The organism is Marinactinospora endophytica (assembly GCF_054780875.1).
The window spans coordinates 234,278-256,091 of sequence record NZ_BAAGVM010000007.1 but is presented as its reverse complement, the minus strand read 5'-3'; the positions used below and the strand labels follow the sequence as shown (position 1 = coordinate 256,091).

The 21,814-nt window shown below is 71.2% G+C and carries 22 protein-coding genes, 1 tRNA gene and 1 pseudogene; 10 read left to right on the top strand and 14 right to left on the bottom strand.

The window, feature by feature from the left end:
* Positions 1–17 precede the first annotated feature (17 nt).
* Positions 18–1,097, bottom strand: a complete 1,080-nt coding sequence (gene hisC, locus ACYVHU_RS15550; protein WP_078761835.1) for a histidinol-phosphate transaminase — start codon at positions 1,095–1,097, stop codon at positions 18–20.
* A 112-nt stretch (positions 1,098–1,209) separates the two neighbouring features.
* Between hisC and ACYVHU_RS15545 the strand changes: the two genes are divergently transcribed.
* Positions 1,210–1,914 (top strand): hypothetical protein, encoded by a 705-nt coding sequence (locus ACYVHU_RS15545; RefSeq protein ID WP_078761836.1) that lies wholly within the window; start codon positions 1,210–1,212, stop codon positions 1,912–1,914.
* A 221-nt stretch (positions 1,915–2,135) separates the two neighbouring features.
* Positions 2,136–3,380: an ATP-binding protein gene (locus ACYVHU_RS15540; RefSeq protein WP_498948835.1), complete on the top strand. Its 1,245-nt coding sequence runs from the start codon at positions 2,136–2,138 to the stop codon at positions 3,378–3,380.
* Here the strand turns inward: ACYVHU_RS15540 and ACYVHU_RS15535 are convergent.
* Both ACYVHU_RS15535 and ACYVHU_RS15530 read right to left on the bottom strand, forming a co-directional pair.
* Positions 3,365–4,237: a MauE/DoxX family redox-associated membrane protein gene (locus ACYVHU_RS15535; RefSeq protein ID WP_432937511.1), complete on the bottom strand. Its 873-nt coding sequence runs from the start codon at positions 4,235–4,237 to the stop codon at positions 3,365–3,367. The genes ACYVHU_RS15540 and ACYVHU_RS15535 overlap by 16 nt on opposite strands.
* A 2-nt stretch (positions 4,238–4,239) precedes the next feature.
* A complete protein-coding gene (locus ACYVHU_RS15530) occupies positions 4,240–5,187 on the bottom strand; it encodes a hypothetical protein (protein ID WP_432937514.1) in 948 nt (315 codons plus the stop codon).
* Positions 5,188–5,664: 477 nt separating this feature from the next.
* Between ACYVHU_RS15530 and ACYVHU_RS15525 the strand changes: the two genes are divergently transcribed.
* Together ACYVHU_RS15525 and ACYVHU_RS15520 are read left to right on the top strand one after the other, a co-directional pair.
* On the top strand, positions 5,665–6,183 hold the full coding sequence (locus ACYVHU_RS15525; protein ID WP_078762063.1) for a SigE family RNA polymerase sigma factor: 519 nt from the start codon (positions 5,665–5,667) through the stop codon (positions 6,181–6,183).
* Between the two features lie 70 nt (positions 6,184–6,253).
* Positions 6,254–6,342: transfer RNA gene (locus ACYVHU_RS15520), tRNA-Ser, on the top strand.
* 307 nt (positions 6,343–6,649) lie between these two features.
* Here ACYVHU_RS15520 and ACYVHU_RS15515 read toward each other — a convergent pair.
* Positions 6,650–7,111, bottom strand: coding sequence for a serine hydrolase (locus ACYVHU_RS15515; RefSeq protein ID WP_498948833.1), 462 nt, complete (start codon positions 7,109–7,111; stop codon positions 6,650–6,652).
* Between the two features lie 497 nt (positions 7,112–7,608).
* On the opposite strand from ACYVHU_RS15515, the gene ACYVHU_RS15510 reads away from it, so the two are divergent.
* The gene (locus ACYVHU_RS15510) at positions 7,609–8,847 is read left to right on the top strand and encodes an MFS transporter (protein ID WP_498948832.1); all 1,239 of its coding nucleotides are present in this window, start codon (positions 7,609–7,611) and stop codon (positions 8,845–8,847) included.
* A gap of 193 nt (positions 8,848–9,040) precedes the next feature.
* Here ACYVHU_RS15510 and ACYVHU_RS15505 read toward each other — a convergent pair whose 3' ends face one another.
* From ACYVHU_RS15505 to map, 3 genes and pseudogenes are all read right to left on the bottom strand, one after another.
* Positions 9,041–9,379, bottom strand: a complete 339-nt coding sequence (locus ACYVHU_RS15505; protein ID WP_078761841.1) for a lasso peptide biosynthesis B2 protein — start codon at positions 9,377–9,379, stop codon at positions 9,041–9,043.
* Positions 9,380–9,534: 155 nt separating this feature from the next.
* A pseudogene (locus tag ACYVHU_RS15500) lies at positions 9,535–9,726 on the bottom strand (helix-turn-helix domain-containing protein); the annotation flags it as partial.
* 111 nt (positions 9,727–9,837) lie between these two features.
* Positions 9,838–10,608: a type I methionyl aminopeptidase gene (gene map / locus ACYVHU_RS15495; RefSeq protein WP_078761843.1), complete on the bottom strand. Its 771-nt coding sequence runs from the start codon at positions 10,606–10,608 to the stop codon at positions 9,838–9,840.
* A gap of 65 nt (positions 10,609–10,673) precedes the next feature.
* Here map and ACYVHU_RS15490 point away from each other — a divergent pair, with 65 nt between their 5' ends.
* On the top strand, positions 10,674–10,976 hold the full coding sequence (locus ACYVHU_RS15490; RefSeq protein ID WP_078761844.1) for a helix-turn-helix transcriptional regulator: 303 nt from the start codon (positions 10,674–10,676) through the stop codon (positions 10,974–10,976).
* 112 nt (positions 10,977–11,088) lie between these two features.
* On the opposite strand, the gene ACYVHU_RS15485 is transcribed toward ACYVHU_RS15490, so the two are convergent.
* Positions 11,089–11,526, bottom strand: coding sequence for a hypothetical protein (locus ACYVHU_RS15485; protein ID WP_498948831.1), 438 nt, complete (start codon positions 11,524–11,526; stop codon positions 11,089–11,091).
* Positions 11,527–12,017: 491 nt separating this feature from the next.
* Between ACYVHU_RS15485 and ACYVHU_RS15480 the strand changes: the two genes are divergently transcribed.
* Positions 12,018–12,608 carry a hypothetical protein gene (locus ACYVHU_RS15480; protein WP_078761846.1) on the top strand — a complete coding sequence of 197 codons (591 nt, stop codon included), beginning with the start codon at positions 12,018–12,020 and terminating at the stop codon, positions 12,606–12,608.
* Positions 12,609–12,705: 97 nt separating this feature from the next.
* Here the strand turns inward: ACYVHU_RS15480 and ACYVHU_RS15475 are convergent, their stop codons facing one another.
* Together ACYVHU_RS15475 and ACYVHU_RS15470 are read right to left on the bottom strand one after the other, a co-directional pair.
* Positions 12,706–13,293 (bottom strand): DUF1918 domain-containing protein, encoded by a 588-nt coding sequence (locus ACYVHU_RS15475; RefSeq protein WP_078761847.1) that lies wholly within the window; start codon positions 13,291–13,293, stop codon positions 12,706–12,708.
* A gap of 387 nt (positions 13,294–13,680) precedes the next feature.
* Positions 13,681–14,241, bottom strand: a complete 561-nt coding sequence (locus ACYVHU_RS15470) for a DUF4232 domain-containing protein (protein WP_078762064.1) — start codon at positions 14,239–14,241, stop codon at positions 13,681–13,683.
* A gap of 499 nt (positions 14,242–14,740) precedes the next feature.
* Between ACYVHU_RS15470 and ACYVHU_RS15465 the strand changes: the two genes are divergently transcribed.
* Positions 14,741–15,031, top strand: coding sequence for a WhiB family transcriptional regulator (locus ACYVHU_RS15465; RefSeq protein WP_078762065.1), 291 nt, complete (start codon positions 14,741–14,743; stop codon positions 15,029–15,031).
* A gap of 178 nt (positions 15,032–15,209) precedes the next feature.
* On the opposite strand, the gene ACYVHU_RS15460 is transcribed toward ACYVHU_RS15465, so the two are convergent.
* From ACYVHU_RS15460 to ACYVHU_RS15445, 4 genes are all read right to left on the bottom strand, one after another.
* Positions 15,210–15,887 carry a DNA-3-methyladenine glycosylase I gene (locus ACYVHU_RS15460; protein ID WP_078761848.1) on the bottom strand — a complete coding sequence of 226 codons (678 nt, stop codon included), beginning with the start codon at positions 15,885–15,887 and terminating at the stop codon, positions 15,210–15,212.
* An 81-nt stretch (positions 15,888–15,968) separates the two neighbouring features.
* Positions 15,969–16,574, bottom strand: coding sequence for a methylated-DNA--[protein]-cysteine S-methyltransferase (locus ACYVHU_RS15455; RefSeq protein ID WP_078761849.1), 606 nt, complete (start codon positions 16,572–16,574; stop codon positions 15,969–15,971).
* A gap of 603 nt (positions 16,575–17,177) precedes the next feature.
* A complete protein-coding gene (locus ACYVHU_RS15450; protein WP_078761850.1) occupies positions 17,178–17,810 on the bottom strand; it encodes a pyridoxamine 5'-phosphate oxidase family protein in 633 nt (210 codons plus the stop codon).
* Positions 17,811–18,313: 503 nt separating this feature from the next.
* Positions 18,314–18,763 (bottom strand): DNA-binding protein, encoded by a 450-nt coding sequence (locus ACYVHU_RS15445; protein WP_078761851.1) that lies wholly within the window; start codon positions 18,761–18,763, stop codon positions 18,314–18,316.
* Positions 18,764–18,992: 229 nt separating this feature from the next.
* Here ACYVHU_RS15445 and ACYVHU_RS15440 point away from each other — a divergent pair, with 229 nt between their 5' ends.
* The gene (locus ACYVHU_RS15440; RefSeq protein WP_078761852.1) at positions 18,993–19,697 is read left to right on the top strand and encodes an ABC transporter ATP-binding protein; all 705 of its coding nucleotides are present in this window, start codon (positions 18,993–18,995) and stop codon (positions 19,695–19,697) included.
* Positions 19,694–21,805: a YhgE/Pip family protein gene (locus ACYVHU_RS15435; protein WP_498948830.1), complete on the top strand. Its 2,112-nt coding sequence runs from the start codon at positions 19,694–19,696 to the stop codon at positions 21,803–21,805. The genes ACYVHU_RS15440 and ACYVHU_RS15435 overlap by 4 nt, the downstream gene beginning before the upstream one ends.
* Positions 21,806–21,814 lie beyond the last annotated feature (9 nt).

Below are 21,814 nucleotides of genomic sequence, written 5' to 3'. Positions count from 1 at the left end.
CCCGTCGGCGTCCCGTCTCAGTTGCGCGTCGGGTAGGACCGCGCCACCGCGAGGAAGGCGTCGTTGTCGGCCGGCTCCCCGATGCTGACGCGCGCGCCCTCACCGGCGAAGGGACGCACCGCCACGCCCGCCGCCTCGCACGCGGCGGCGAAGTCCGACGTGGCCTCGCCCAGCCGCAGCCAGACGAAGTTCGCCTCGGTCGGGGGGACCGTCCAGCCGTCGGCGAGGAGCGCGCCGCGCACCCGTTCACGCTCCTTGACCGTGCTCTCCACCCGCTCCAGCAGCTCCTCCTCGGCCTCCAGCGAGGCGACGGCCGCGGCCTGGGCGAGCGCGTTCACCGCGAACGGCACCATCGTCTTGCGCACCGCCTCGGCGACGTGGGGGTGGCCGACGAGGAAGCCGACCCGCAGCGCCGCGAGCCCGTAGGCCTTGGAGAAGGTGCGCAGGACCGCCACGTTGGGACGGTCGCGGTAGAGGGAGAGCCCGTCGGGAACCGCGGGGTCGCGGACGTACTCGCGGTAGGCCTCGTCGAGGACGACCAGCACGTGGTCGGGAACCCGGTCGAGGAAGGCGGTGAGCTCCTCCCCGCGCACCACCGTGCCGGTGGGGTTGTTGGGGTTGCACACCAGGAGGAGCCGGGTGCGCTCGGTGACGGCCGCGAGCAGGGCGTCGAGGTCGTGCGTCTCGTCGCGGAGCGGCACCTGGACCGACGTCGCGCCGGAGAGGCCCGCGAGCAGCGGGTAGGCCTCGAAGGACCGCCAGGCGTAGACGACCTCGGCGCCGGGTTCGGCGACCGTCTCCAGGAGCTGCTGGAGGATGCCCACGGACCCCGCTCCGAGGGCCACGTGCTCCTCGGGGACGTCGAAACGGCGGGCGAGCGCGGCGGTGAGTTCGGCCGCTCCGTTGTCGGGGTAGCGGTTGATCCCGGTCGCCGCCGCCGTGATGGCCTCCAGGACCGAGGGCAGCGGCCCGTAGGGCGACTCGTTGGAGGAGAGCTTCGCCGATCGGCCGTCGGGACCGACCACCGCGCGGCCCGGCCGATAGGGGGGGATTGTCCCGAGTACGGCCCTGAAGTATGGCGAGTTCCGCTCCGACACCGCTGACCTTCCTCGATACTCTACGTATATGGGGTGTCACGCAGGGCGAGCCCATCCGGTGCCCGCTGTCACCCCCTCTCCCGAAATATCGCACAGGACAGGAAAGCGCACCATGGAGCACCCCCGGAACACCCTGAAGGCCAGCGTGGCGGCCCTGGGGGCGGCGGCCCTCCTGTGCGCCCTGTCGGGCTGCGCGGGCAACGTCGCGCCGGCCCCCACCGATCCCGGGGCCGAGGCCGCGGCCCGGCTCGGCACGGCCCAGATGGTCGAGTACGGCGCGCTCAAGTTCGTCGCGGACCAGAGCGAGACCGGCACCTATGAACGGCTCGCCTCCGTGCGCCAGTTGGAGTCGGTCCGCCAGGAGGCCGACTCCGACAAGCCCGCGTGCATGGACGCGGCGAACCGCTGGGGGCGCATCCCCGAGGTGCGCACGGCCCCCGCCTCGCTGGCGACCTTCGTCTCCGACTCCACGACCGTCACCCACCTGCTGTTGGCGCTCCCCGAGGAGACGGCGCGCGCGGTCCTCGACTCCGGGCCGCCGCGCGAGTGCGCCTCCTACACCATCACCCTCGGCGGCGTGCCCACCTCCTACCGGGTGCGCGATCTCGACCTGGCCGGCATCGGCGAGGAGAGCCGGGCCTTCTCCGTCTCGGCCACCTCGCGGGGGGAGCGGGTGTGGATGCACAATCTCGTCTACCGTGACGGCGGGCACGTCGCGATGACGACGCTCATCAGCGGTTCCGACGACACCACCACGACCCTGGAGGGCTTCGCCGACGCCGCGCTGGAGCGTGAGCGCAGGGTGCTGCTGGGCTAGCGCGCCTTCCCCCACCCCTGGTCCGCCCGATCCCCCGTCATCCACGCCGCGCCCGTCCCGGCCTCGGCGTGCCCGCCCCTCCCCCTTTCCGCCGTCCCCGTCGCGAGGGCGGTCTTCCCACGACTTTCCCCAACCCACCCCAAGGCGCTGGCACGCCGCCGGAGGATCCACTACAGTCATACCGAGTCGAACACTTGTTCGACGAAAGGGGGAGGGGGAACATGACCACGGCAGCGCTTCCACCGTTCCGGACGGCGGTACGGCACGGTGGGGTCGGACAGGTCCCCCTCCCCCACCCCGACGAACGCCACGCCCTGCGCCGGATCGACTGGGCGGCCACCTCATCGGCGGCCTTCTACCGCTCCCTGGAGGCCGCGCTGGACCCCGCGCCCGTGTCCGGGCGTCCCGACCCCCTGCACAACCCCTACACCCCCGGCGCGGGTCGTCGCCCTCCGGAGCTCGCCGGTCGCGAGATCCCGCTCCGGCGCTTCGACCTGCTCCTCGATCGCGTCGCGCACGGCCGCCCCGACCGCAGCGTGCTCCTCACCGGGCCACGCGGGGTCGGCAAGACCGTCCTCCTCGACACCTTCCGCTCGATGGCGTCCGGCCGGATGTGGGGCACCGGCGGCTTCGAAACCCGTCCCGGCCACTCCCTGCGCCGTCCGATCGCCACCGCGGTGCACACGGCGCTGCGCGAGCTCGCCCCCCGCCACCGTGCTCCCGAACGCGCCGACCACGCCCTGGGCGTCCTCAAGTCGTTCGTCCTGGCCTCCCCCGCCCCGGCCGCCGGCGCGGGCCGTGGGGCCGTCCCCCGTCGCCGGCCCGTCGTCGACGCCGTGGCCGTGCGCGGTCAGGCCGACTCCGGCGACCTCGAAACCGACCTCGCCGACCTGTTCACCGCCGCGGCGTCGGTGGCCACCGACCTCGGCGTGGGCATCTGCCTGCTCGCCGACGAGCTCCATGACGCCTCCCACGACGACCTCTCGGCGTTGTGCGCGGCCTGCCACCGCATGGCCCGCAGCGGCGCGCCCCTCGTCGTCGTCGCGGCCGGGCTGCCCGACCTTCCCAGGGCGCTGTCGACCGCCAAGGGATACGCCGACCGTCTGTTCCAGCATCTGGGCCTCGGTCCCCTCGACCGCGCGGCCACCGAACACGCCCTCGTCGCGCCCGCCCGGGCCCGGGGTGTCGCCTTCACCCCCGAGGCGCTCGACGAGCTCTACCGGGCCACCGGCGGGCACCCGTTCCTCGTCCAGTCCTGTGGCCGGGCCGCGTGGGACCTCGCGGAGGGGGCGACGATCCGCCGCGCCGACGCGCGGGCCGCCGTGGCCAAGGTGAAGGACGAGATCGGCCTACACGGGGACGCCCCCGCCCCGTCCCGCCCGGCCTCCGTTGCCGGGGCGGGCCGTCGCCCCGGCGCGCGTCACGGCCCCGCCGATTCCCCGCCAGGCGCTCACACGGCTTCGTAGGGAGCCCTGGCGGCCCCGTCCCCGCCTCGCGCGCGGTCGGGCCGCGACAGCCCGGCGACCTCGCCGAAACCCACCAGCGTCGTCCCGGTCTCGGCGTCGACGATCACGGCGCGCACGCCCGACTTGCCTCCGGTGATCGGCACCCCGAACACGACGTCCACGTCCCGCCCGTTACGGCGGCCCGCGAACCGCACGAACCTCCAGCAGCCGTGCCGCCACAGGTCCACGGGTTCGGCCGAGGTGATGGTGGCCCGGTTGGACTCCCACAGATCACTGGCGCGCAATCGGGCCATCGTCCGGCGTAGCGGAACCTGACGCAGCTCGCACGGTGTCCGGTGCGTCAACCGGAACGCGATCTCCTTGAGTTCCGGCGACAGCGCGCCGAGCACCACGATCTCGGCGCCCAGCACGATCGCGTGGGCCGAGGCGGATCCCAGCAGTGCCGTCACCCCCGACACCGGCAGGCCGACCGTGCTCACCGCCGCGACGGCCAGCAGGCCCGCGCGGGTGATCGTGCGCCAGCCCACGGGTTCGCTGCTCAGGCCGCCGAAGCAGCCGCACCCCATCTCCGGATCGCGTTTGCGCAACTGGATCAGCGTCACGACCGCCAGGACGAACATCAGCGCGGTGGCGCCCCGGACGATGTTCCCCGGCTGGCCCTTCAGCACCAGCAGTCCCACCGCCAGCGCGGCCTCGGTGCCGCCGTGCAGGAGCGCGACGGGCCGGTGGAACCGCACGGGCAGCAGCCCCGCCGGACCCTGCCCGTTGATGGAGCGGTCGGTGAACTTCGCCGCGGCGCCCAGCAGCAGCATCACGGCGAGGACCAGGAGTTGGATCTCGCGGACGACGTCGATCATGATCAGCCCACCGTCAGGGTCGCGTTGAAACAGCCCGCCTCGGGGAGCCCGCCCAAGGCGATGAAGCTGGTCAGGGTGAGTTGCGCGATACGGCCCCGCTCCTCGGACCCGCACGTGGCGCAGCGGTCGCAAAAGCGCGCGGTGGCCGATCCGCAGGCGATGACCTGGAGCGCCGCGGAGCGGCCGGTGCAGTCGTTGCGCAGCCGAAAGGAGGTGCCGATGGACAGCAATGGCAGCGGCGCGCAGCTGGTGACCTGGTCGCAGCCGGGACCGCAGTCGGCGGACCGGTCGAGCGCGGGGTAGGCCGCGCCGGTCGCGGTCGCCAGCGGATCGCCGGAACGCCCCTCGGCCGGGTCGTACCATCCCACCGTGCCCGAGACCGTCGTGGGCCGGCGTCGTACCGCGGGCCGGCGCGGCGTCTCCGCCACCGGATAGGGCGGCTGGGAGGTCACGGGGATCATCGCCTGGAACTCGCCGTCCTTGTCCAGCCCGACCGCGTCGAACAGGTAGCCGGGTTTGAGGATGGGGTGGCGCACCTGGATGCGGCCGGAGGAGCGGTAGGGGATGGCGACGACGCTGTTACGGCGGTCGTGTCCGGTGTCGACCTCCAGGAGGCCGTCCTCCTCCGCGACGATCACACCGGTGACCCGGGCCAGCCCGGACCACACGCGCTGGGCCACCCACCGGTTGTCGGGGTGGGTGCGGACGATGACGTCCTGGCCGGGGCTCAGCTCGGTGACGTCGGCGACCCGCCCCCGCCACAGGACGCTGTCCTCCGCGAGGACGAAGCGCTCCTCGCCTTGAGGCGTGGCGACGCTGATCAGGTGCGGGCCGATGTCGACCAGCGTGCCGCGCACGACCCCCGGATCGGGTTCGTCGGGAACCGGGGCGGTCCCACCGCCCAGCAGGGCGGCGGTAAGCCTGCGGCGCTCCCGCGTGTCCACCGGCATCAGCGTCCCCCTTCCGCGAGTTACGGCTTTGCGGTCCCTCGGGACCGCAACCGCCATGTTCCCGCACGGCCACTGCGCGGGCGACACGTGCCCGGGGGCCGCGCGTCCGGACATGACGGTCTTTCCCGGCATTGTTCGTACCAGCCGAGGCCGCCAGAGGACTGACACTCCGACCTATCAGGAAATATTTCCTATGTCGTTCTCACCTCATGGTCTTCTCCTCCGCTCCCCCGCCGTATCGGCGGATTCGCCGCCGAACACGCCCGTCGGGGGACAGATCCACCTCCTCATCAGGGGACCTGTTTCGCCTATCGGGACGCTCCTCTCACTCGCCCATAGATCCGGTTTGTCGGAAGATGGGGCTCTTGTGAGCCGGTGATGACAGAGGCCGTGCGACAGTGAGGGGCGTGAGGATGTGACGAAGAGCGCGTGTCCGGGTTCTGGGGACGCGCTCGCGGGAAGCAGGTCGGTGGTCGTGTGGACGGAGCAACGCGGCAGAGTAGGTACGAGGAGTTCTCCGACTACGTCGCCAGCCGCGGACCGGCCCTCCTGCGCATGGCCCAGTCGCTGACCGGCAACCACGCCGACGCGGAGGATCTCCTCCAGGCCGCCCTGGTCAAGACGTTCTTCTCGTGGGACCGCATCGCCAATCCGCGCGCCCGCGACGGTTACGTGCGCCGGGCGATGGTCAACACCCAGATCTCGGAGTGGCGCCGCCGCCGCGTGGACGTCTACCCGACCGACGAGATCCCCGAGCAGCGGATGGACGACCCCACCTGGCAGACCGATCTCGCCGACGCGGTGGCGCGGGCGGTGAACCGGCTGCCACAGCGCCAGAGGGTGACCGTGGTGCTGCGCTACTACGAGGACATGTCGGAGGCGGAGATCGCGTCGAGGCTGGGGGTGAGCGTCGGCACGGTGAAGAGCACGGTCTCCCGCGCGGTCGCCAAGCTCCGCCGCGACGCCGATCTCGCCATCGAGCGGGCCACCTCCTGACGTCCGGTGACGCCGCTTCCCGAGTTCGTTTTGCTCCCGGCCCTCGCTCTCGGTACGCTTGTCCCAGCCAGGAGGATTCGCCTAGTCCGGTCTATGGCGCCGCACTGCTAATGCGGTTAGGGTTCACGCCCTTCCGGGGTTCAAATCCCCGATCCTCCGCAGGTCGGAAGGGGCCTCGCGCTTCGGCGCGGGGCCCCTTCTTCATGGGCTAGTCGCGGTCCTAGTTGCAGTCGCACGCGGAAGCACGGTGTCTCGGCGCCGTCATGGCCACACCTCGAACCGCCTGCGTGGCGGAAAGCCCCAACAGGTACCCGCACCGACACGACCGCTTCGCTCCGAGTCACTGACACCGGCCGGTACCCGACGCGCACCAGCCGCACCGGATGGGGCATGCCGTTGTCCACAGCGTGAAGGCGCCCCGCTCCACAGGCTGTGGAGCGGGGCGCCCTTTCGTGTCGCCGTGGTTCTAGGCGAACAGACTTGCAGCGACCTCGCGCACCTCGGCAAGTCCGACACGGGCGCGCCCGTAGGCGATCGCGTTCGTCAACAGCACCAGGTACCGCCCCGTCTGCGGATGCAGGTACAGGCTGGTTCCGGTGAATCCGTGGTGGTAGACGAGGCCGCTGTCTGCGAGCAGCCAGGCAAGCCCGCGGTGCGTCGCCTGGTCGACGCGTACAGCCGATTCCCACGACTCGCGCACGTAGGCACCGAACGCCGAGTCGGCGCTCCACGCTTGCAGGATCACGCCCGCGTAGTCGGCGAGTCCATCGGCCGTGGCGAACACGCCCGCGTGTCCGGCCATACCGCCCAGGGTCGCGGCGTTCTCGTCATGCGTGGTCCCGTGGACAGGGTGACCGCCCGTGAGCCGACGCTCGGTCGGCGCCACCTGCGGGCCCCGTGCGAGCGGACCATAGGAGACACCGCTCACACCGGTCTCACTCGTGTACTCCTCGAGGAGTTGCCCGAGCGTCGCCCCGCGCAGGCTTCGTGGGCTGGTCGCGGTCCTAGGCTCAGTCGCACGCCAGAGCATGCGATCTCCCCCTGCCTTTACTCTGCCGACGACCTCATGAGCTGGGACCTAGGGGTCGGCGACTTCGTGATCTTTCATCCGCGTATCCTCCACGGCGCCTCCGGCACCGGACCGGATTCCGGAGGCAGGGCCTTTGTATCCCGCTGGATCGCGGACGGTGTGACGTTTGAGCCCGAGCACGCCGTGCTCCCGCTTTTGTGGAAGCACGGACCGAAACCGGAGATCCGATCTCCGGCACCCTGTCCCCCAGGTGCTCCCCCACACCATCGAAAGCGAGTCAGCCTTGCGCTGGGAACATCCAGAAACTGAAGCCGAGGAGCGGTTCCTTGAAATCATCGACCTACTCCGAGAAAGGGAGTAGAGTGATATCCATTTGATTCACAGAAGAGGACCGCGTGAAGAATAATCCGAATCCCATCATCGACGTCCTGAAGATACCGAAGTTCAGAAGACTGATAGCCGCACGCTTTCTTGCACTATTGGGGAACGGAATAGCCCCGGTCGCACTCGCTTTCGGTATCCTAGCGACGGGCGGCTCAGGGGCGAGCATTGGGATTGTCGTCGCTGCTCGGGGATTCGCCCTACTACCAGGTCTGCTGTTCGGCGGGGCGCTCGCCGACCGGTTCTCCCGGACATCCATCATGGCCTGGTCCGATTCCGTCGTCGGACTGAGCGCACTCGCCACAGCCTACCTATTCGTGAGCGGCAGCGCCGAGACCTGGAATCTCGCCGCCATCCAGCTCCTCAACGGCGCAGCCGCGTCTTTTTTCATTCCGGCTTCACAAAGCGTCATGCCCATGATCGTTCCGGCCGAGAAACGACAGGCCGCGAACTCCCTGATGTCGCTGTCGATGCAGCTCGGTGTCATCATCGGCGCAACCGGTGCTGGGCTCATCGTGGCCAACCTGGGCGCCGGATGGGCCATGTCCGTCAACGCACTGACCTTCCTCCTCAGTGCCCTGTTGATCTCTCGGATGCTTCTCCCCGCCATCGCGTCAACCGGGGAGAGCATGTTCCAGAGCATCCGCACCGGCTGGCGGGAGTTCTACTCACGGCGTTGGGTCTTCATCGTCGTGCTCCAATTCATGGTGATCATGGCAGCCGTCTACGCGACACTGAACGTCCTTGGTCCCCTCGCCGCCGATCTTCACCTCGACGGAGCGACGTCCTGGGGGTTCATTCTCTCCGCCAACTCCCTGGGCTACATTCTGGGTGGCTTCATCGCACTGAGAATCAGGACGAAGTACCCGTTAAGGACCGCGGTGTTCATGACGCTGCTGTTCGCCGCGCCCAGCATCTTCCTGGCCATCGCCACCGGCAACACCTGGATCATCGCCCTCGGGGCGGTCATCAACGGCGTCGGCGCCACGGTCTTCAACGTCCTGTGGGACACGACGGTCCAGGAACGGGTACCCCCCCAGTACCTTTCCCGCGTCGCTTCCTACGATGCGCTCGGTTCACTAGCCGCGGTGCCGATCGGTACCGCCGCCGCCGGCTTCCTGTCAGAGGCCATCTCGCTGGATGTGGCCCTGTGGATCTGCAGCGCGGTCATCATCGTCTCAGGTGTCATCACGCTCTGTTTTCGGGAGGTCAGGACCCTCACCAGCGAAGAGGAGAATTTGTCGAAGACCTGATCCGGGGCGGGTACCGCAGTTGCACTACCGATCTCCAGCACTTTCGCCCCTGGGCGCACGTCGAGGCCGTCGAGGGTCGACGCGATCAACGTCGCCGCGGTCGTCTACGTGAGGAGTGACCCGTCGGGGTTGAGCGTGTAGGTGTCTTCGTCGACGGCCGACAGGGCAGCGGTCACGTGGGAGCTGTACCGGGTCATGGCGCCTTTCGGGTTCGGGTGATCACGGTGAACGGCCGGTCGGGTTCCACCTGTTCTCCAACAGGGATTCCCTCTGCCTCGGCCCAGGCGTGAGCGGCGTAGGGCGTCAGGCGAACGCCGATGCACCAATCGACTGACCGCCGCGTCAGTATTGTGGTCAGCGCGGCGACCAGGGAGTTTTCCAGGCAGGCGGCGCGCCCGGGGAACCAACGCGCGGCAGCCCGCACTGCGGCGACCGCGTCGGCCGCCTCGGTAACAACAGCGGCGGCGCGGGTACGGCGTTTGAGCGCGGCGAGAACCGCCAGGCTGTGCTTGAGCTGGAAACGCAGCAGCAGGACGGCACCCCAGAACCCGACTCCGAATCGGGGGTCGTCAGGCGGTACGTCGTCAGTGCTGTACGGACCGTCGGCAGCGCCTCGTGGGCGTCCCGTGTGATCGTCGTCGCTGAAAGCCGCTCCCCTCCCGTGAGCTCGGCCAGGTCCTGCACCTGGAGAACCTCAGCGAGTCGAAGCAACAGGGGAAGCCGAGGAACGCCGAGACGGCCGGTCTCTATCGCCCTCACCCACCCGGCCGAGCGGCCGACCAGACCGCCCACGACCGCGCGGGTCTGTCCGTTGCGTGTGCGGTAGAACTGCACGCGCTTCCCGAAACCGGCTGTTGTTGGCGGGGTATCGTTGGGCATAGGCCCTGTCCCTTCCTGATCAGGTCGCACTATCAGGCTAAAGACAGGGCCTCGCCCTTGTAGGGAATCGGGTTCCGGTCCCTGGCCCACCCGTGGTGAACACGAGTGCGGCTACTTCGGCAGGGTGAGGATCTCGGCTCCGTCGTCGGTGATGGCGATCGTGTGCTCGCTGTGCGCCGTCCGGCAGCCCGTCGCGCTTCGGAGCGTCCACCCGTCGGCGTCGGTGACGAGCCTGGCGGTGTCCGCCATGACCCACGGTTCCAGTGCCAGCAGCAGCCCCGGGCGCAGCCGGTACCCACGGCCGGGCCGTCCGGTGTTCGAGATGTGCGGGTCCTGGTGCATCGTCGATCCGATGCCGTGGCCTCCGAACTCGGTGTTGACCTGGTAGCCCGCCTCGCTGAGGACCGTGCCGATGGCGTGGGAGATGTCGCCGGTGCGGGCCCCGGGCCGGGCGGCGGCGATCCCCGCGGCCAACGCGCGTTCGGTCGCGCTGATCAGCGCGACGCTCTCCTGGGGCCTCGCGTCGCCCACGATGAAGCTGATGGCGGCGTCCGCGGCGACCCCGCCTTGGGAGACGGCGAGGTCGAGCGACAACAGGTCGCCGTCGGCGAGCGCGTAGTCGTAGGGCCGCCCGTGGAGCACGGCGTCGTTGACGCCCGTGCAGATGTAGTGGCCGAACGGGCCGCGGCCGAAGGACGGCGCGTAGTCGACGTAGCAGGACACCGCCCCGGCCTCGACGATCATCGCCTTGGCCCACTGGTCGATCTCCAGCAGGTTCGTGCCGACCGTGCTGCGCCTCTTCAGTGTCTGCAGGATGTCGGCGACCAGGGCGCCCGTGTCCTTCGCCTGGGCCAGCTCGGCGGGTTTCAGGATCTCGATCATGCGGCGTCTCCTCACGGGACCGATAACTATACCGGTCATATTATCCCGGTATTACAATCGGATCCATGGTCAGGTTGCCGCTCACTCCCGCAGAGATCGAACGCGGACAGCGCCTCGGCGCCCTCCTACGTCGCGCCAGGGGGGAGCGCTCGATGCTCGATGTCGCGCTCGACGCGCGCGTCTCACCCGAGACCCTCCGCAAGATCGAGTCGGGTCGCGTGGCCACCCCCGCCTTTCCGACCATCGCGGCGATCGCCGATGTCCTTGGCCTCTCCCTTGACGCGGTGTGGGCCGAGATCAACCGGTCCGAACCCGGCGGCGAACCGACCACCTCCGGTCACGGCGCGCGCGAGCGGCTGCCCTCCTAAGCCTCGGACCCGCGGTCGCGTCGGAGATCGCGGGAGGAGAGGACCGGGCACGGCGCCCCGGCACGCCACCAGGCCGGCCCCGCCATGAGCAGGCCAAGGGCCCGTGGAGCGGTCACCCCTCGCCCGGCGCCCGCGCCCCCGCGAGGTGGCGCCGCGCGGACGGCGCGCACAACAGCGCGAACGCCGTCCAGCAGCCGACCGCGGCCACCCCTGCCGCGAACACCCCCGCTCCGGCGCCGAGGAACACGAGAGCGGCAAGGGCCACTCCCCCCAGAACGCCCTCGAACACCACGGACCAGATCCACGCCCTGAAACACCGGCGGCGAAGCCGGGCGGCGAGGAGCAGGGCCGGCACCGCGACTCCCAGGCAGACCAGGGAACCGACCGCCGCCACGATGGCGACGCCGGCCCCCACCGCCATGGGGCCGGGCCCCAGGTAGTCGTCCTCCAACGGGACCGTGGACGCCTCCAGCCCCGCCAGGGCCGCCACGACCGCCGCCACCAGGAGGCCGGCCCCCGCCAGGCAGCACAGGAGACCCTGCGCGGCCATGATCACCCGCGCCACCACCAGGGGAACGGGGACCGGGCCGGAACGGACCTCCGGAGGCGGCGCGGGCGCGCCGGCGTCCCGGCCGGACGGCGTCCGCCCATCGTGGACCGGACCCCCGGGGGCGGCGCCGCTGGGATTTTGGCCGGGACCTGCGGGAACGTCGCGTTGCGACGGACGGGAACGAGCCGGACGCGAGACGGACATCGTCGGTGCTCCGATCTTCGGGACCTGACCGCGGGCGGTCCTCACCACGGGTCTCGGCCGGGCCATGACCTGCCGGGCAGACCACCCTTCGCCCACGCCCCCCTCGCTTCGGGAACCCCTCGATGACTACAGTGAGCGACTGCTATATTCCTCACAGTGACGAGGTCGGCGGAAACGCGGACCAGCCTCCCCTCCCACAACCCACGCGTGCCCCCGACCGGCCGCCACTCCCCGGGCACGCCCCACCCGGTCGCGAGGGCGCGCACGCCCATCGGAGGTCATGTCCCATGCAGGTTTCGAGCCCCAACCCGCTCGACGAGCTTCGCGTCCAACGCGATCGGCTGGCCGGCCCCCTCACGGGCCGGCGCGCTCCCAGCACCGACTCGCACGAGCGGATCGTCGAGGCGCTGGACCAGCTCCTCACCGCCTGCCTCCTCGACCCACCCGCACCCCACGCCCACGACCCGCGCCACCGTCTCCTCGACGCCGTGCTGGAACTGTGCCGGCGGATCCCCGAACCGGACTCCCGCGACGGCGAGGGGGACGACCACCTTCTCGACCATCTCATCCTCCTGGTCGATCAGATCCTGGCCGCCTCCCGCACCGACCGCGCCGGGACGGCGTTCACGCGGCGGGTGAGCGCCCAGCGTCTGCGGGTGGCCCTGGGGCCGGTCGTGAAGGCCGGCCGCCCCCATCCGACGGTCCTGCGTCTGGTCACGCTGGCCGACGAACTCTCAGCCTGCCGAGACCAGGGCGTCCCCACGGGTGGGACAGCGGCCACCCGGACATCGGAGACCCGGGTCGCCGACATCGGGATCACGGGCCTGGGCCGGCGCGTGACGACGGCGGGTCAGGCCAGTGGCTGGCAGACCACCTGACACCCCACCGGGCCGTCGTACACCGGTTTCCCCCCGGTCGGGGCCGGATCCGATCCGGGGACGTGCGTGCCCGTCCCGGTGACGTTGATGTCACCGATCAGGCATCCTCCCGGCTTCCCGATCCCCCCACCTCCACGTCGACGCCGGAAACATCGTCCACCACAGCCGGAGCCCCGGGATCGGCCGCGGGCTGTCCCGCGCCATCGGCTCCCTCCACCACCCCGCCCGGGTCTTCCGCCGTGGCGGCCGGTTGTCCCGTGCCGGGGTCCGCCGAGACGGCCGCGGGCTGTGCCGCCTCGACCTCCTCGGGGGCGTCTCCGGGCTGCCCCGCCCCGCCCGGGTCCGGCGCCGCGCCCCCGGGAGTGCCGCCCGCCGCTTCGGGCTTCCCGGCCGGAGACGGGGTGACGGCACCCGGATCCCCCGTTGCCTGCGGTTCGGTGACGACGCAGCCCGCGTTGGCACTCACCAAGCCTTCGCGGCCGTCACCCCACCTGACCAGGTAGGTGATACCGCGCTCCCCCTTGCTCACGCCGATGATCTCCCCCTTGTGGATCTGCCCGGTGAAGGAACAGGAACAGTGGATCATGTCCCCCACCCCTCCCCCCGAAGCCGGGGACGCGGCCCCCATCGTCACCGTCATCGCCCCGATGACCATCCCCATGGTCAGCACGCGACGTAGCTCCATGACGCCCACCTTCTTCACCGACACCGCCCCCTTTCAGACGATGCCTCACGACGCCGGACCGATTACCCACAGTGACGAAGTGGACGCATTTATTTGCGCTAGGTAGTCAATTCCTTGCTGCGGCCATTCCTCCAAAAACAAGAAAGCCGCTCATTTTCGCCTTTTCCCCTCCGCTCACCACGCTCCCCCTCCCTCTCCAGACGATCCCTCGACGACGCGGAGGAGACGCGCGACCTCTCGAACGCACGAGGAGCACACATGAGAAGTTTTAGAACATCCTCGGGTTTTTGCTGTCCAAGGCGCTGTGGGACACGACCCGACGGCGGACCGGCCCGCCCCTTCCCCCGGGGGCGGGGCGCGAGGAGCGGGCCGCGACGTCCCAGGGGGTCACGGCCGCGTCAGCGGCGAGAAACGCGAATCGCCCGCGGCGGGGTCCACGCAGATCCGATCGGCCCCCCGCGTCGGGACGTACTCCGCCCCCTCGTCATTGCGGAAGAAGAGGTGGACGCCGGCCACCTCGACCGGGTCGCACTCCCCCGGATCGCGTCCGTCCGGATCGGGTTTGGCAACGGTCAGCCGGGCCGCCTCGCCGGGGAAGAGCGCGAACGGATCACCTCCCGCGCCATCACGCACCCCGGGCGCGCCGATCGGGTTGCCCTCGGAGTCGCCCCAGTACATGGCGGCGAGGTCGCCGTACATGACGCACGCCTCGTCGTCGTAGGGGGTTCTGGGCGGGAGCTTGACGATCTCGAAATCGATGTGGGTGGTCCCGTCCACCGTGCGCCTGCCGACCTCGTCGACCTCCAGCACCGCGGCGGTACAGTCGGCCACGCTCAACGGGGCGCTCACGGGTCCCGCCGCGAGCGCGTTCGTCGCCCCCGCCGTCACCAGGACGGTCGAGGTGGCACCCACCAGCAGGGCCGTACCGGTCACGCGAGAACGGGACATGGGGGTCTTCTCGGACATGTTTCCCCTCCGGGGGCCGTCGTCCTTCGTCTGCCATCCTGACGCCGGCCGCCCCCACGGGGTTGCCCCTCGAACGCGGCCTGGACCCGCTCCGCCCTTCCGACCTGCCCGTCCTATCGGCCGGTCGGCCGCGTTCCCCTCCTCACGGACCAGCCGAAACCAATATCCCCGCATGTCACAAATCCGATAATCACCCTCTGTAGGGGTGAGGTGACTAGTTTCGGCCTAGGCAATGGCCCAGCTGGGCCATATCGAAAATGGGCCTAATGGGGCCTGTTGGCTGTGCACGGTGAGCCGTAATTTCATCACCAGCGGCAACGAGGAAGGCCGCGTCGCAACGGTCATGACCCCCACGGCCGGACGCCCCCGTCCGGTTCGTCTTCCTTTCCCGACGCCCGCCCCTCGACGCCGCATGCCGACGACCGCGCCCGTCGGCAGGAACACCACAACACAACACATGCTGATCTTGGGAGTGGGGCACATGTGGAACACCAATTGGGCCAACGAAGGGGCGTGTCGGGGGTCCGATCCCGACGCGCTCTTCGTCCAGGGAGCCGCGCAGAACCGAGCCAAACTCATCTGCCGGGGCTGCCCGGTACGTACCGAGTGCCTGGCCGACGCATTGGACAACCGGGTCGAGTTCGGTGTCTGGGGAGGGATGACCGAACGCGAACGCCGTGCCCTGCTACGCCGCAGGCCCGAGGTGAAGTCGTGGCGTGACCTCCTGGAGGGCGCCCGCGAGCAGTACGAACAGTCGCGACAGCCCGCCTGACCCGACCACGGCGCACCCGGAGGTGACCGTCCCCGGCAGGACAACGGGGGCGGCGCCTTCGGCCGGCGGCGGTCACGCCACCCGCCGGCCCCGGGCACGCCAGAATGCTACGTCAACGACCTGCGAGCCCGCAGGACTTCCCACGACACCACGCCGGCCGCCCGCGGTCCCGACCCGATCACGCGGCGGTCCACACACCCGAACTGCCGCGGCGATGGCTGCCCAACAGGTGGGTGTCGACCATGCCCACCGCCTCCATCAGGGCGAACATGGTCGTGGGACCGACGAACGCGAACCCCTTACGGCGCAGCGCCGCCGACAGCGCGGCCGACTCGGCCGAACGGGTCGGCACCTCGGCCATGGTCCGCGGAGCGGGGGTCCGCGCCGGCCTGAACGACCAGACGAAATCGGCCAGGCCACCCTCGTCGCGAAGCGCGAGGGTGGCCTTGGCGTTGGTGATGGTGGCGCGGATCTTGCGCTCGTTGCGGACGATCCCCGCGTCGGCCATGAGCCGGGCGACGTCGTCCTCCGTGTACCGCGCCACCGCCTCGGGATCGAATCCGTCGAACGCGGCGCGGAAGGCGGGCCGCTTACGCAGGATCGTCGCCCAGGACAGACCCGCCTGGAACGCCTCCAGGCTGATCCGTTCGTACATCCCCTGCTCGTCTCGGACCGGCATCCCCCACTCGGTGTCGTAGTAGGCCCGCAACAACGGGTCGGCCGCGGCCCATGGGGGACGGGCCAGGCCGTCCTCACCCACCACCAGCCCGGTCCCCTCCGGCCCCGGTTCCCCGGTGACGGTCCCGACCCGCCCCGGCCCGCCGGCCTGGTCCTGCGTCTCCCCGATACGGTCCATCCGTCCTCCCCGGAAACGGCGACTGGCGCCGGAACGGCACGGGCCGCTCCGGGCAATGAGCGTAGACGAGGCGACGACGCGCTAGGCCGCCTCCAGGTCGAGCAGGACCCGCTTCGCGTCGACGCCGCCGATGTAACCGCCGATCCCCCCGTCGCTTCGCACGACCCGATGGCAGGGAAGGACGACGGGCAAGGGGTTGGTGGCGCAGGCCGTTCCCGTGGCCCGCACGGCGCGGGGGCTCCCCGCCGCCGTCGCCAGGGCCGCGTAGCCGACGGTGGTGCCATAGGGGACCTCGGCGAGCCGGGTCAGGACCTCGCGGCGGAATCCGGAGGTCAGACGCAGGTCGATCCCCAGATCGAAGGAGGTGCGGCGCCTCGTGAAGTACTCCTCGACCTGGCGCGCGGCCGCGTCCAACGGCGCGGGAGCGGCCAGGACGCGCGGTCCGACACGCGCGGCGAGGGTGCCGAGGACCCGGTCGAAGTCCTCGACCTCGAAGGCGACCCGGACCAGGCCGCGCTGGGTGGCGGCGAGCAGGAGCGGGCCGACCGGGCTGTCGACGGTCCGGTAGGCGACGTCGAACGGGTCCTCGTCCGATGCCCCCGTCACGGGACGCCGGCGGTGTGGTGTGGTCCCGTCCTTGTCCGCCGGGTCGGTGAAGGAGGTGCTCACGGTGTCGCGTTCGTTCATGGTGCCGCTCCGGTGCGGTGGGTTCTGCGCGGTTCCCCATGCCGTCGACGACGGGCGAGGGGGCGGAGGCCGGGGTGGGCCGCTGTCCGCGTAGCACGGCCCTCGACGCCTTCCGCTCGATCCTGAGAACAGGGGGCGGGAAGACGGTCCGTGGGTGAGGGGGCCGGCCACGCCTCGACGCCGCTCCCCCGACACTAGCCGGGAATGGGGGCGGGGTCGCGGGGAGCCTTCCCGGCCCGGTGTCCGCCGCGCCGTCCGGATCGGGGACTCCGGCACGGTGGGGCCGGGTCAGGCCATGACCTGCTGGAACGACGGCGGATCCGCGAACGGTGGACATCAGCCGACGGACGCGAGGTCATCCGGATGCCGGGGTGTGGCCCGCTCCGCGCGCGGCGCCGGAGTCCTCCCGGCTCGGCGACGTTGCGCCGTCCACAGGCTGTGGACGACCGCGCGCCCTACCACTTCCATCCCGCCGACCGCCGCGCTCATGGCCACCGCGTCCCCGGGGACGCGGACGGGCCGGGCGGGGGCCGCGCAACGCCTCGGACCGGTCCTGTCACACGTTCCCCGAGGTGTCGGCCGCGGGCGTACGGGGACCGCCGGTCACCCGTAGAGCCGCTGGGCGTACTGTTCGCCGTAGTAGGTCTCCAGCTCCTCCAGCGTCTCCTCACGGTCCTCGACCGCCTTGGCGATGCGCGGGCGGCTCGGGAGCACCTCGGGGTTCCACGTCTCCGGCTTCCACAGCGAGGAGCGGAGGAACGCCTTCGCGCAGTGGTGGAACACCTGCTCGATCTCGACGACCAGGGCGAGGGAGGGCCGGTGCCCCCTGACCACCATCCGGTCGAAGAAGGGGGCGTCGCTCACCAGGCGCGCCCGCCCGTTGATGCGCAGCGTGTCGCCCCGCCCGGGGATCAGGTAGACCAGACCGACATGGGGGTTGGCCAGCACGTTGCGGAACCCGTCGACGCGCCGGTTGCCCGGACGGTCGGGGATCGCGATCGTCGTGTCGTCGAGGACCAGGGTGAATCCGGGCGGGTCCCCCTTCGGGGAGACATCGCAGGACCCGTCCGCCCCGGAGGTCGCGATGAGGCAGAACGGGGACGCCGCCAGCCACTCCCGGTCGAGGTCCCGCAACGCCCTCCGCTCCTTGGCGATGGACTGCGGCATCGGCGCACCGACCAGTTTCGCGAGCTCGGCCTCAGAGGTTATCTCCACCAGGCCGTCGATGTTGTGCATGTCATCCGCCTCCAGGTGTGACCCTGCCGTCGCCCAGGCGCGCCGGCCGCGACCAGCCTTGCGCAGGCGTTCCCCGCGCGCCACCGTTTTCCGGTGGCCGATACCGGTACGCGCGGGCGGGAGCGGCGGGTGCCACCGGTCACATCCGGCGCAAGGGGAAATAGCGGAGGGGGAGGTCCTGTTGTACCGGGTGCAGGTCGATGCGGTAGCAAGTGTCCCCCGGGCCTCACCTATCGCCTTCGTGGAATACCGCGTCCGGCCCCGCCCTCGGCGGGAATCCGGACGGCCTCGGAGCCACGTTGTGCCCCGCGCCGAGAGGCGACCGCCGCATCGTCCTGGCAACGTGCGCGAGCCCCGGTGGAGATCCCTCCACCGGGGCTCGCGTGTTCTCACGGGGCGCGCGCCGCCGGCCATGGACAGGTGAATGGCGGAACGGCCCGCCGACATCGAGACGCGCGCCGGCCACACCGCGCCGGCCCCCGGGCCGGGGGCCGTGTCCGGGGTCAGTTCGTTTCGGTGCCCTCGGTGGTCTCCGTCCGGGCGGTGCGGCCGGCGAGGCGGTCGTGGCGTTGCCGGGCGGCCTGGGCGGTGCCCAGTCCCAGGCCGAAGGCGATCTCCTGCCAGGTCATGCCGCGCCCACGGGCCATCTGAAGGAGGCCGGCCTCCAGCGCGTCGAGCTCGGAGCGGGCGCGCGGGGCGAGGGTCAGCGCGGCGGTGATGTCCTCGGCGTCGACGGCGGGCTCGTCCGGCGCGGTCGGGGCGACACCGGAGGCGAGGTCGGCGACGCGGCGGACCGCGTCCAGGGGCTCCATCGGGATACGCCGCTCGTCCCACCTGCGGCGCGCCTCGTCGATGGCGTGGCGCTCGGTGATCCGGAACAGCGCGGTGTGGACACGCCTGCGGCGGGCGTCCTCAGGGTCGGGAGGGGAGAAGGGGGCGTGCTCGTCGGTCATGCCTCCACTCTGCGACTCAAGCAAGTCGTTGTCAACGGAATATGTTGAACAATTTGTTCAACGACCGTCTTCACCATCCCCCTTCTCCCCGTTCCACCGCGCAGCCCGGCGGACGCCGGCGGCACCGGTCCGCCCCCGGAAGCGAGAGACGTGGAATGGGTTCCGCCTCGTCCGGGGTTATATTTGAACTGACCAGTCAGTTCAAAAAGTGTCCGGTAGGAGCTCCGACATGCGATTCGCGACGGGGGCCCGGGTCCAGGCCCACGAGCTGTCCCTACGGACCGGCCGGGGATGGGTCTACCGTGACGTCGACCTCACCGCCGCGCCCGGATCCCTCACCGCGCTACAGGCCGAGTCGGGCGGTGGCCGCACCGCGCTGCTGCTCACCCTCGGCGGCCGGATGCGCCCCAGCTCGGGTTCGGCGCGGGTCGACGGCCACGAACTTCCCGGCGCCGAGGCCAAGGTGCGGGGCATCGCCGCGCTCGGTCTGAGCGACGGCGTCAACGACCTCGACGGCCGGCTGCGCGTCCGCGAGCACCTGCGCGAACGCCTGCACCTCCGGTTGCGCCCGGCCCGCCGCTCCCTCACCCGCGCCGCGTTGCGCGCCGCGGGCCTCGACGACCTCGACACCGCCCGCCCCGTGGGCGGGCTCTCGGCGGAGGAGCGGCGCCGGCTCGGTGTCGCGCTCGCCCTCGTCGACGAACCCCGGCTGCTCCTCGTCGACGACGCCGACCGCGGCCTGCCCCACGATCGGCAACGGGAGCTGTGGCGGACGTTGCGCGAGCTCGCCGACGGCGGGCTGACCGTCATCGCCGCCTGCGCCGACGCCGGGGCCGCCCACGACCTGGCCGACGTGGTCGCGCTGGGCCGCCCCGGCGACGATCCGGCGACACGCCCGGCCGACGGCTCCGAGACGGGGGAGGCGCGGCCGTGAGACGACCGCGACCGCGCGGGATCCCCGCGCTGCGACTCGGCGGGCTGTCGATGCTCTCCTTCCTGCGGGCCCCCCTGCCCGCCGCCGCCCTCGCGGCGCTGGTGCTCATCCCATTGCTGTACTCCGGGCTGTACCTGTGGTCGTTTTGGGACCCGTTCGGCCGGATGGACCAGCTGCCGGTCGCGCTGGTCGACGAGGACCGGCCGGTGGAGGTCGGCGGAGAGGAGCTGGACGCGGGCGGCGCGCTCGCCGACGAGCTGGTCGAGGGCGGCGACCTGGACTGGAACCTGGTCGACGCGCAGGAGGCGGAACAGGGGCTGCGCGAAGGCCGCTACTACGTGTCGCTGCGGATCCCCGAGGACTTCAGCGAGCGCCTGGCCTCGCCCTCACGTGACGACGCGACGCCCGTGCCCGCGATGTTGGAGGCCCACTACGACGACTCCAACGGCTACATCGTCCGCTCCCTGATGCGGTCGGCCTTCACCGAGGTGCAAAACGCCGCGGCCTCCTCCGCGATCGCCGACTACCTCGACGAGATCTTCCTCGGCTTCAACGACATCCACGAGGCCACGCGGGAGGCCGCCGACGGCGCCGCCGAACTCGCCGACGGCGCCGGGACGGCCAAGGACGGTTCGGGGGAGCTGGCGAGCGGCGCGTCCGAGGCCGCCGCGGGCTCCGGTGACCTGTCCAGCGGCCTGGGAACGCTGTACTCCGGGTCGCAGGAGCTGGCCGACGGGGCGACCTCGGCGTCGGACCAGGTGTCGGCCGCCACCGACGAGCTCGACGCGATCGCCGACACCTACATCCCGCTGCTGCGCGACAACGCCCCCGAGATCGAGACCGCGGCCGACGCCGTCTCGACCGCGGCCTCGAACCTGTCGTCCGCGCTCGGCGACCTGCCCACGGGGACGCGGTCGCGGGTGGCCGACCTCCAGGACGACCACCAGGCCCTCCAGGAGTACGTCACGGCGCACCCGGAACTGCGCGAGGACCCGGCGTTGAAGGAGGCCGTGGACGGGCTCCTGTCCAGCGCTGATGAGGCCGTGAGCCAGGCGACCGCCTTCGACGACTACGTCCAGGGCCACGCCGCCGACATCTCCGACATCGCCGAGCAGGCCGACACGGTCTCCGGCATCGCCGCCGACATCGCCGACGCCGCGCCGACCCTCGCCGACGACGCCGAGGCCGCGCGGGACAAGGTCGACGCCCTGGACGCCGGCCTGACCGAGCTCGCCCAGGGCAGCCGTGACCTGCGGGACGGGCTGGCCGACGCCTACGACGGCAGTGCCGACCTCGGTGAGGGGCTGAGCGCGCTGGAGGAGGGCGCGGTCCGGCTCGACGACGGTATCGGCGAGCTCAGCGACGGTTCCGCGACGCTGTCCGACGGCCTGGCCGACGGGGTCGAGCAGGTGCCCACCTACGACGACGCCTCCCGGGCCGAGCACGGCGACATGATGAGCTCGCCGGTGCGGCTGAGCAGCGACATCGACAACGAGGCCCCCGACTACGGCACCGGGTTCGCCCCGTTCTTCCTCCCGTTGTCGCTGTGGGTCGGCGCGATGGTGACCTACATGGTGCTGCCCGCGGTGTCCGGTCGGGCGTTGGCGGCCAACGCCCCCGCGTGGCGGATCGCCCTGGCGAACTGGTCGCCGGCGTTGGTCATCGGTGTCGCCCAGACGCTGGTGATGCTGGCGGCGCTGCGTGTCGGTCTCGGGTTGGACGCCGCCCGCTGGCCCGGCCTGGTCGGCGTGCTCGCGCTCACCGCCGCGACCTTCACCGCCGTCGTGTACTGGGCGAACGTGCGGTTCAACGCCGCTGGCCGGATCGTCGCGCTGGTCCTGCTGATGTTGCAGCTCACCTCGGCGGGCGGAACCTACCCGATCGAGACCAGTCACGGCTTCTTCCAGGCGATCGCGCCGTTCCTGCCGATGAGCTGGGTGGTCGCGGCGACCCGGCACCTGATCTCGGGCGGGGACCTCACCGTGGTGTGGCAGGCGTGCGGGGTGCTCGGCGCCTACCTGGCGGGAGCCCTGTTGCTGACATGGCGGTCGGTGGCCGGAAGGCGGGTCTGGACGATGGCGAGGTTGCATCCGGACCTGAAGCTGTAGCGTCGCGCG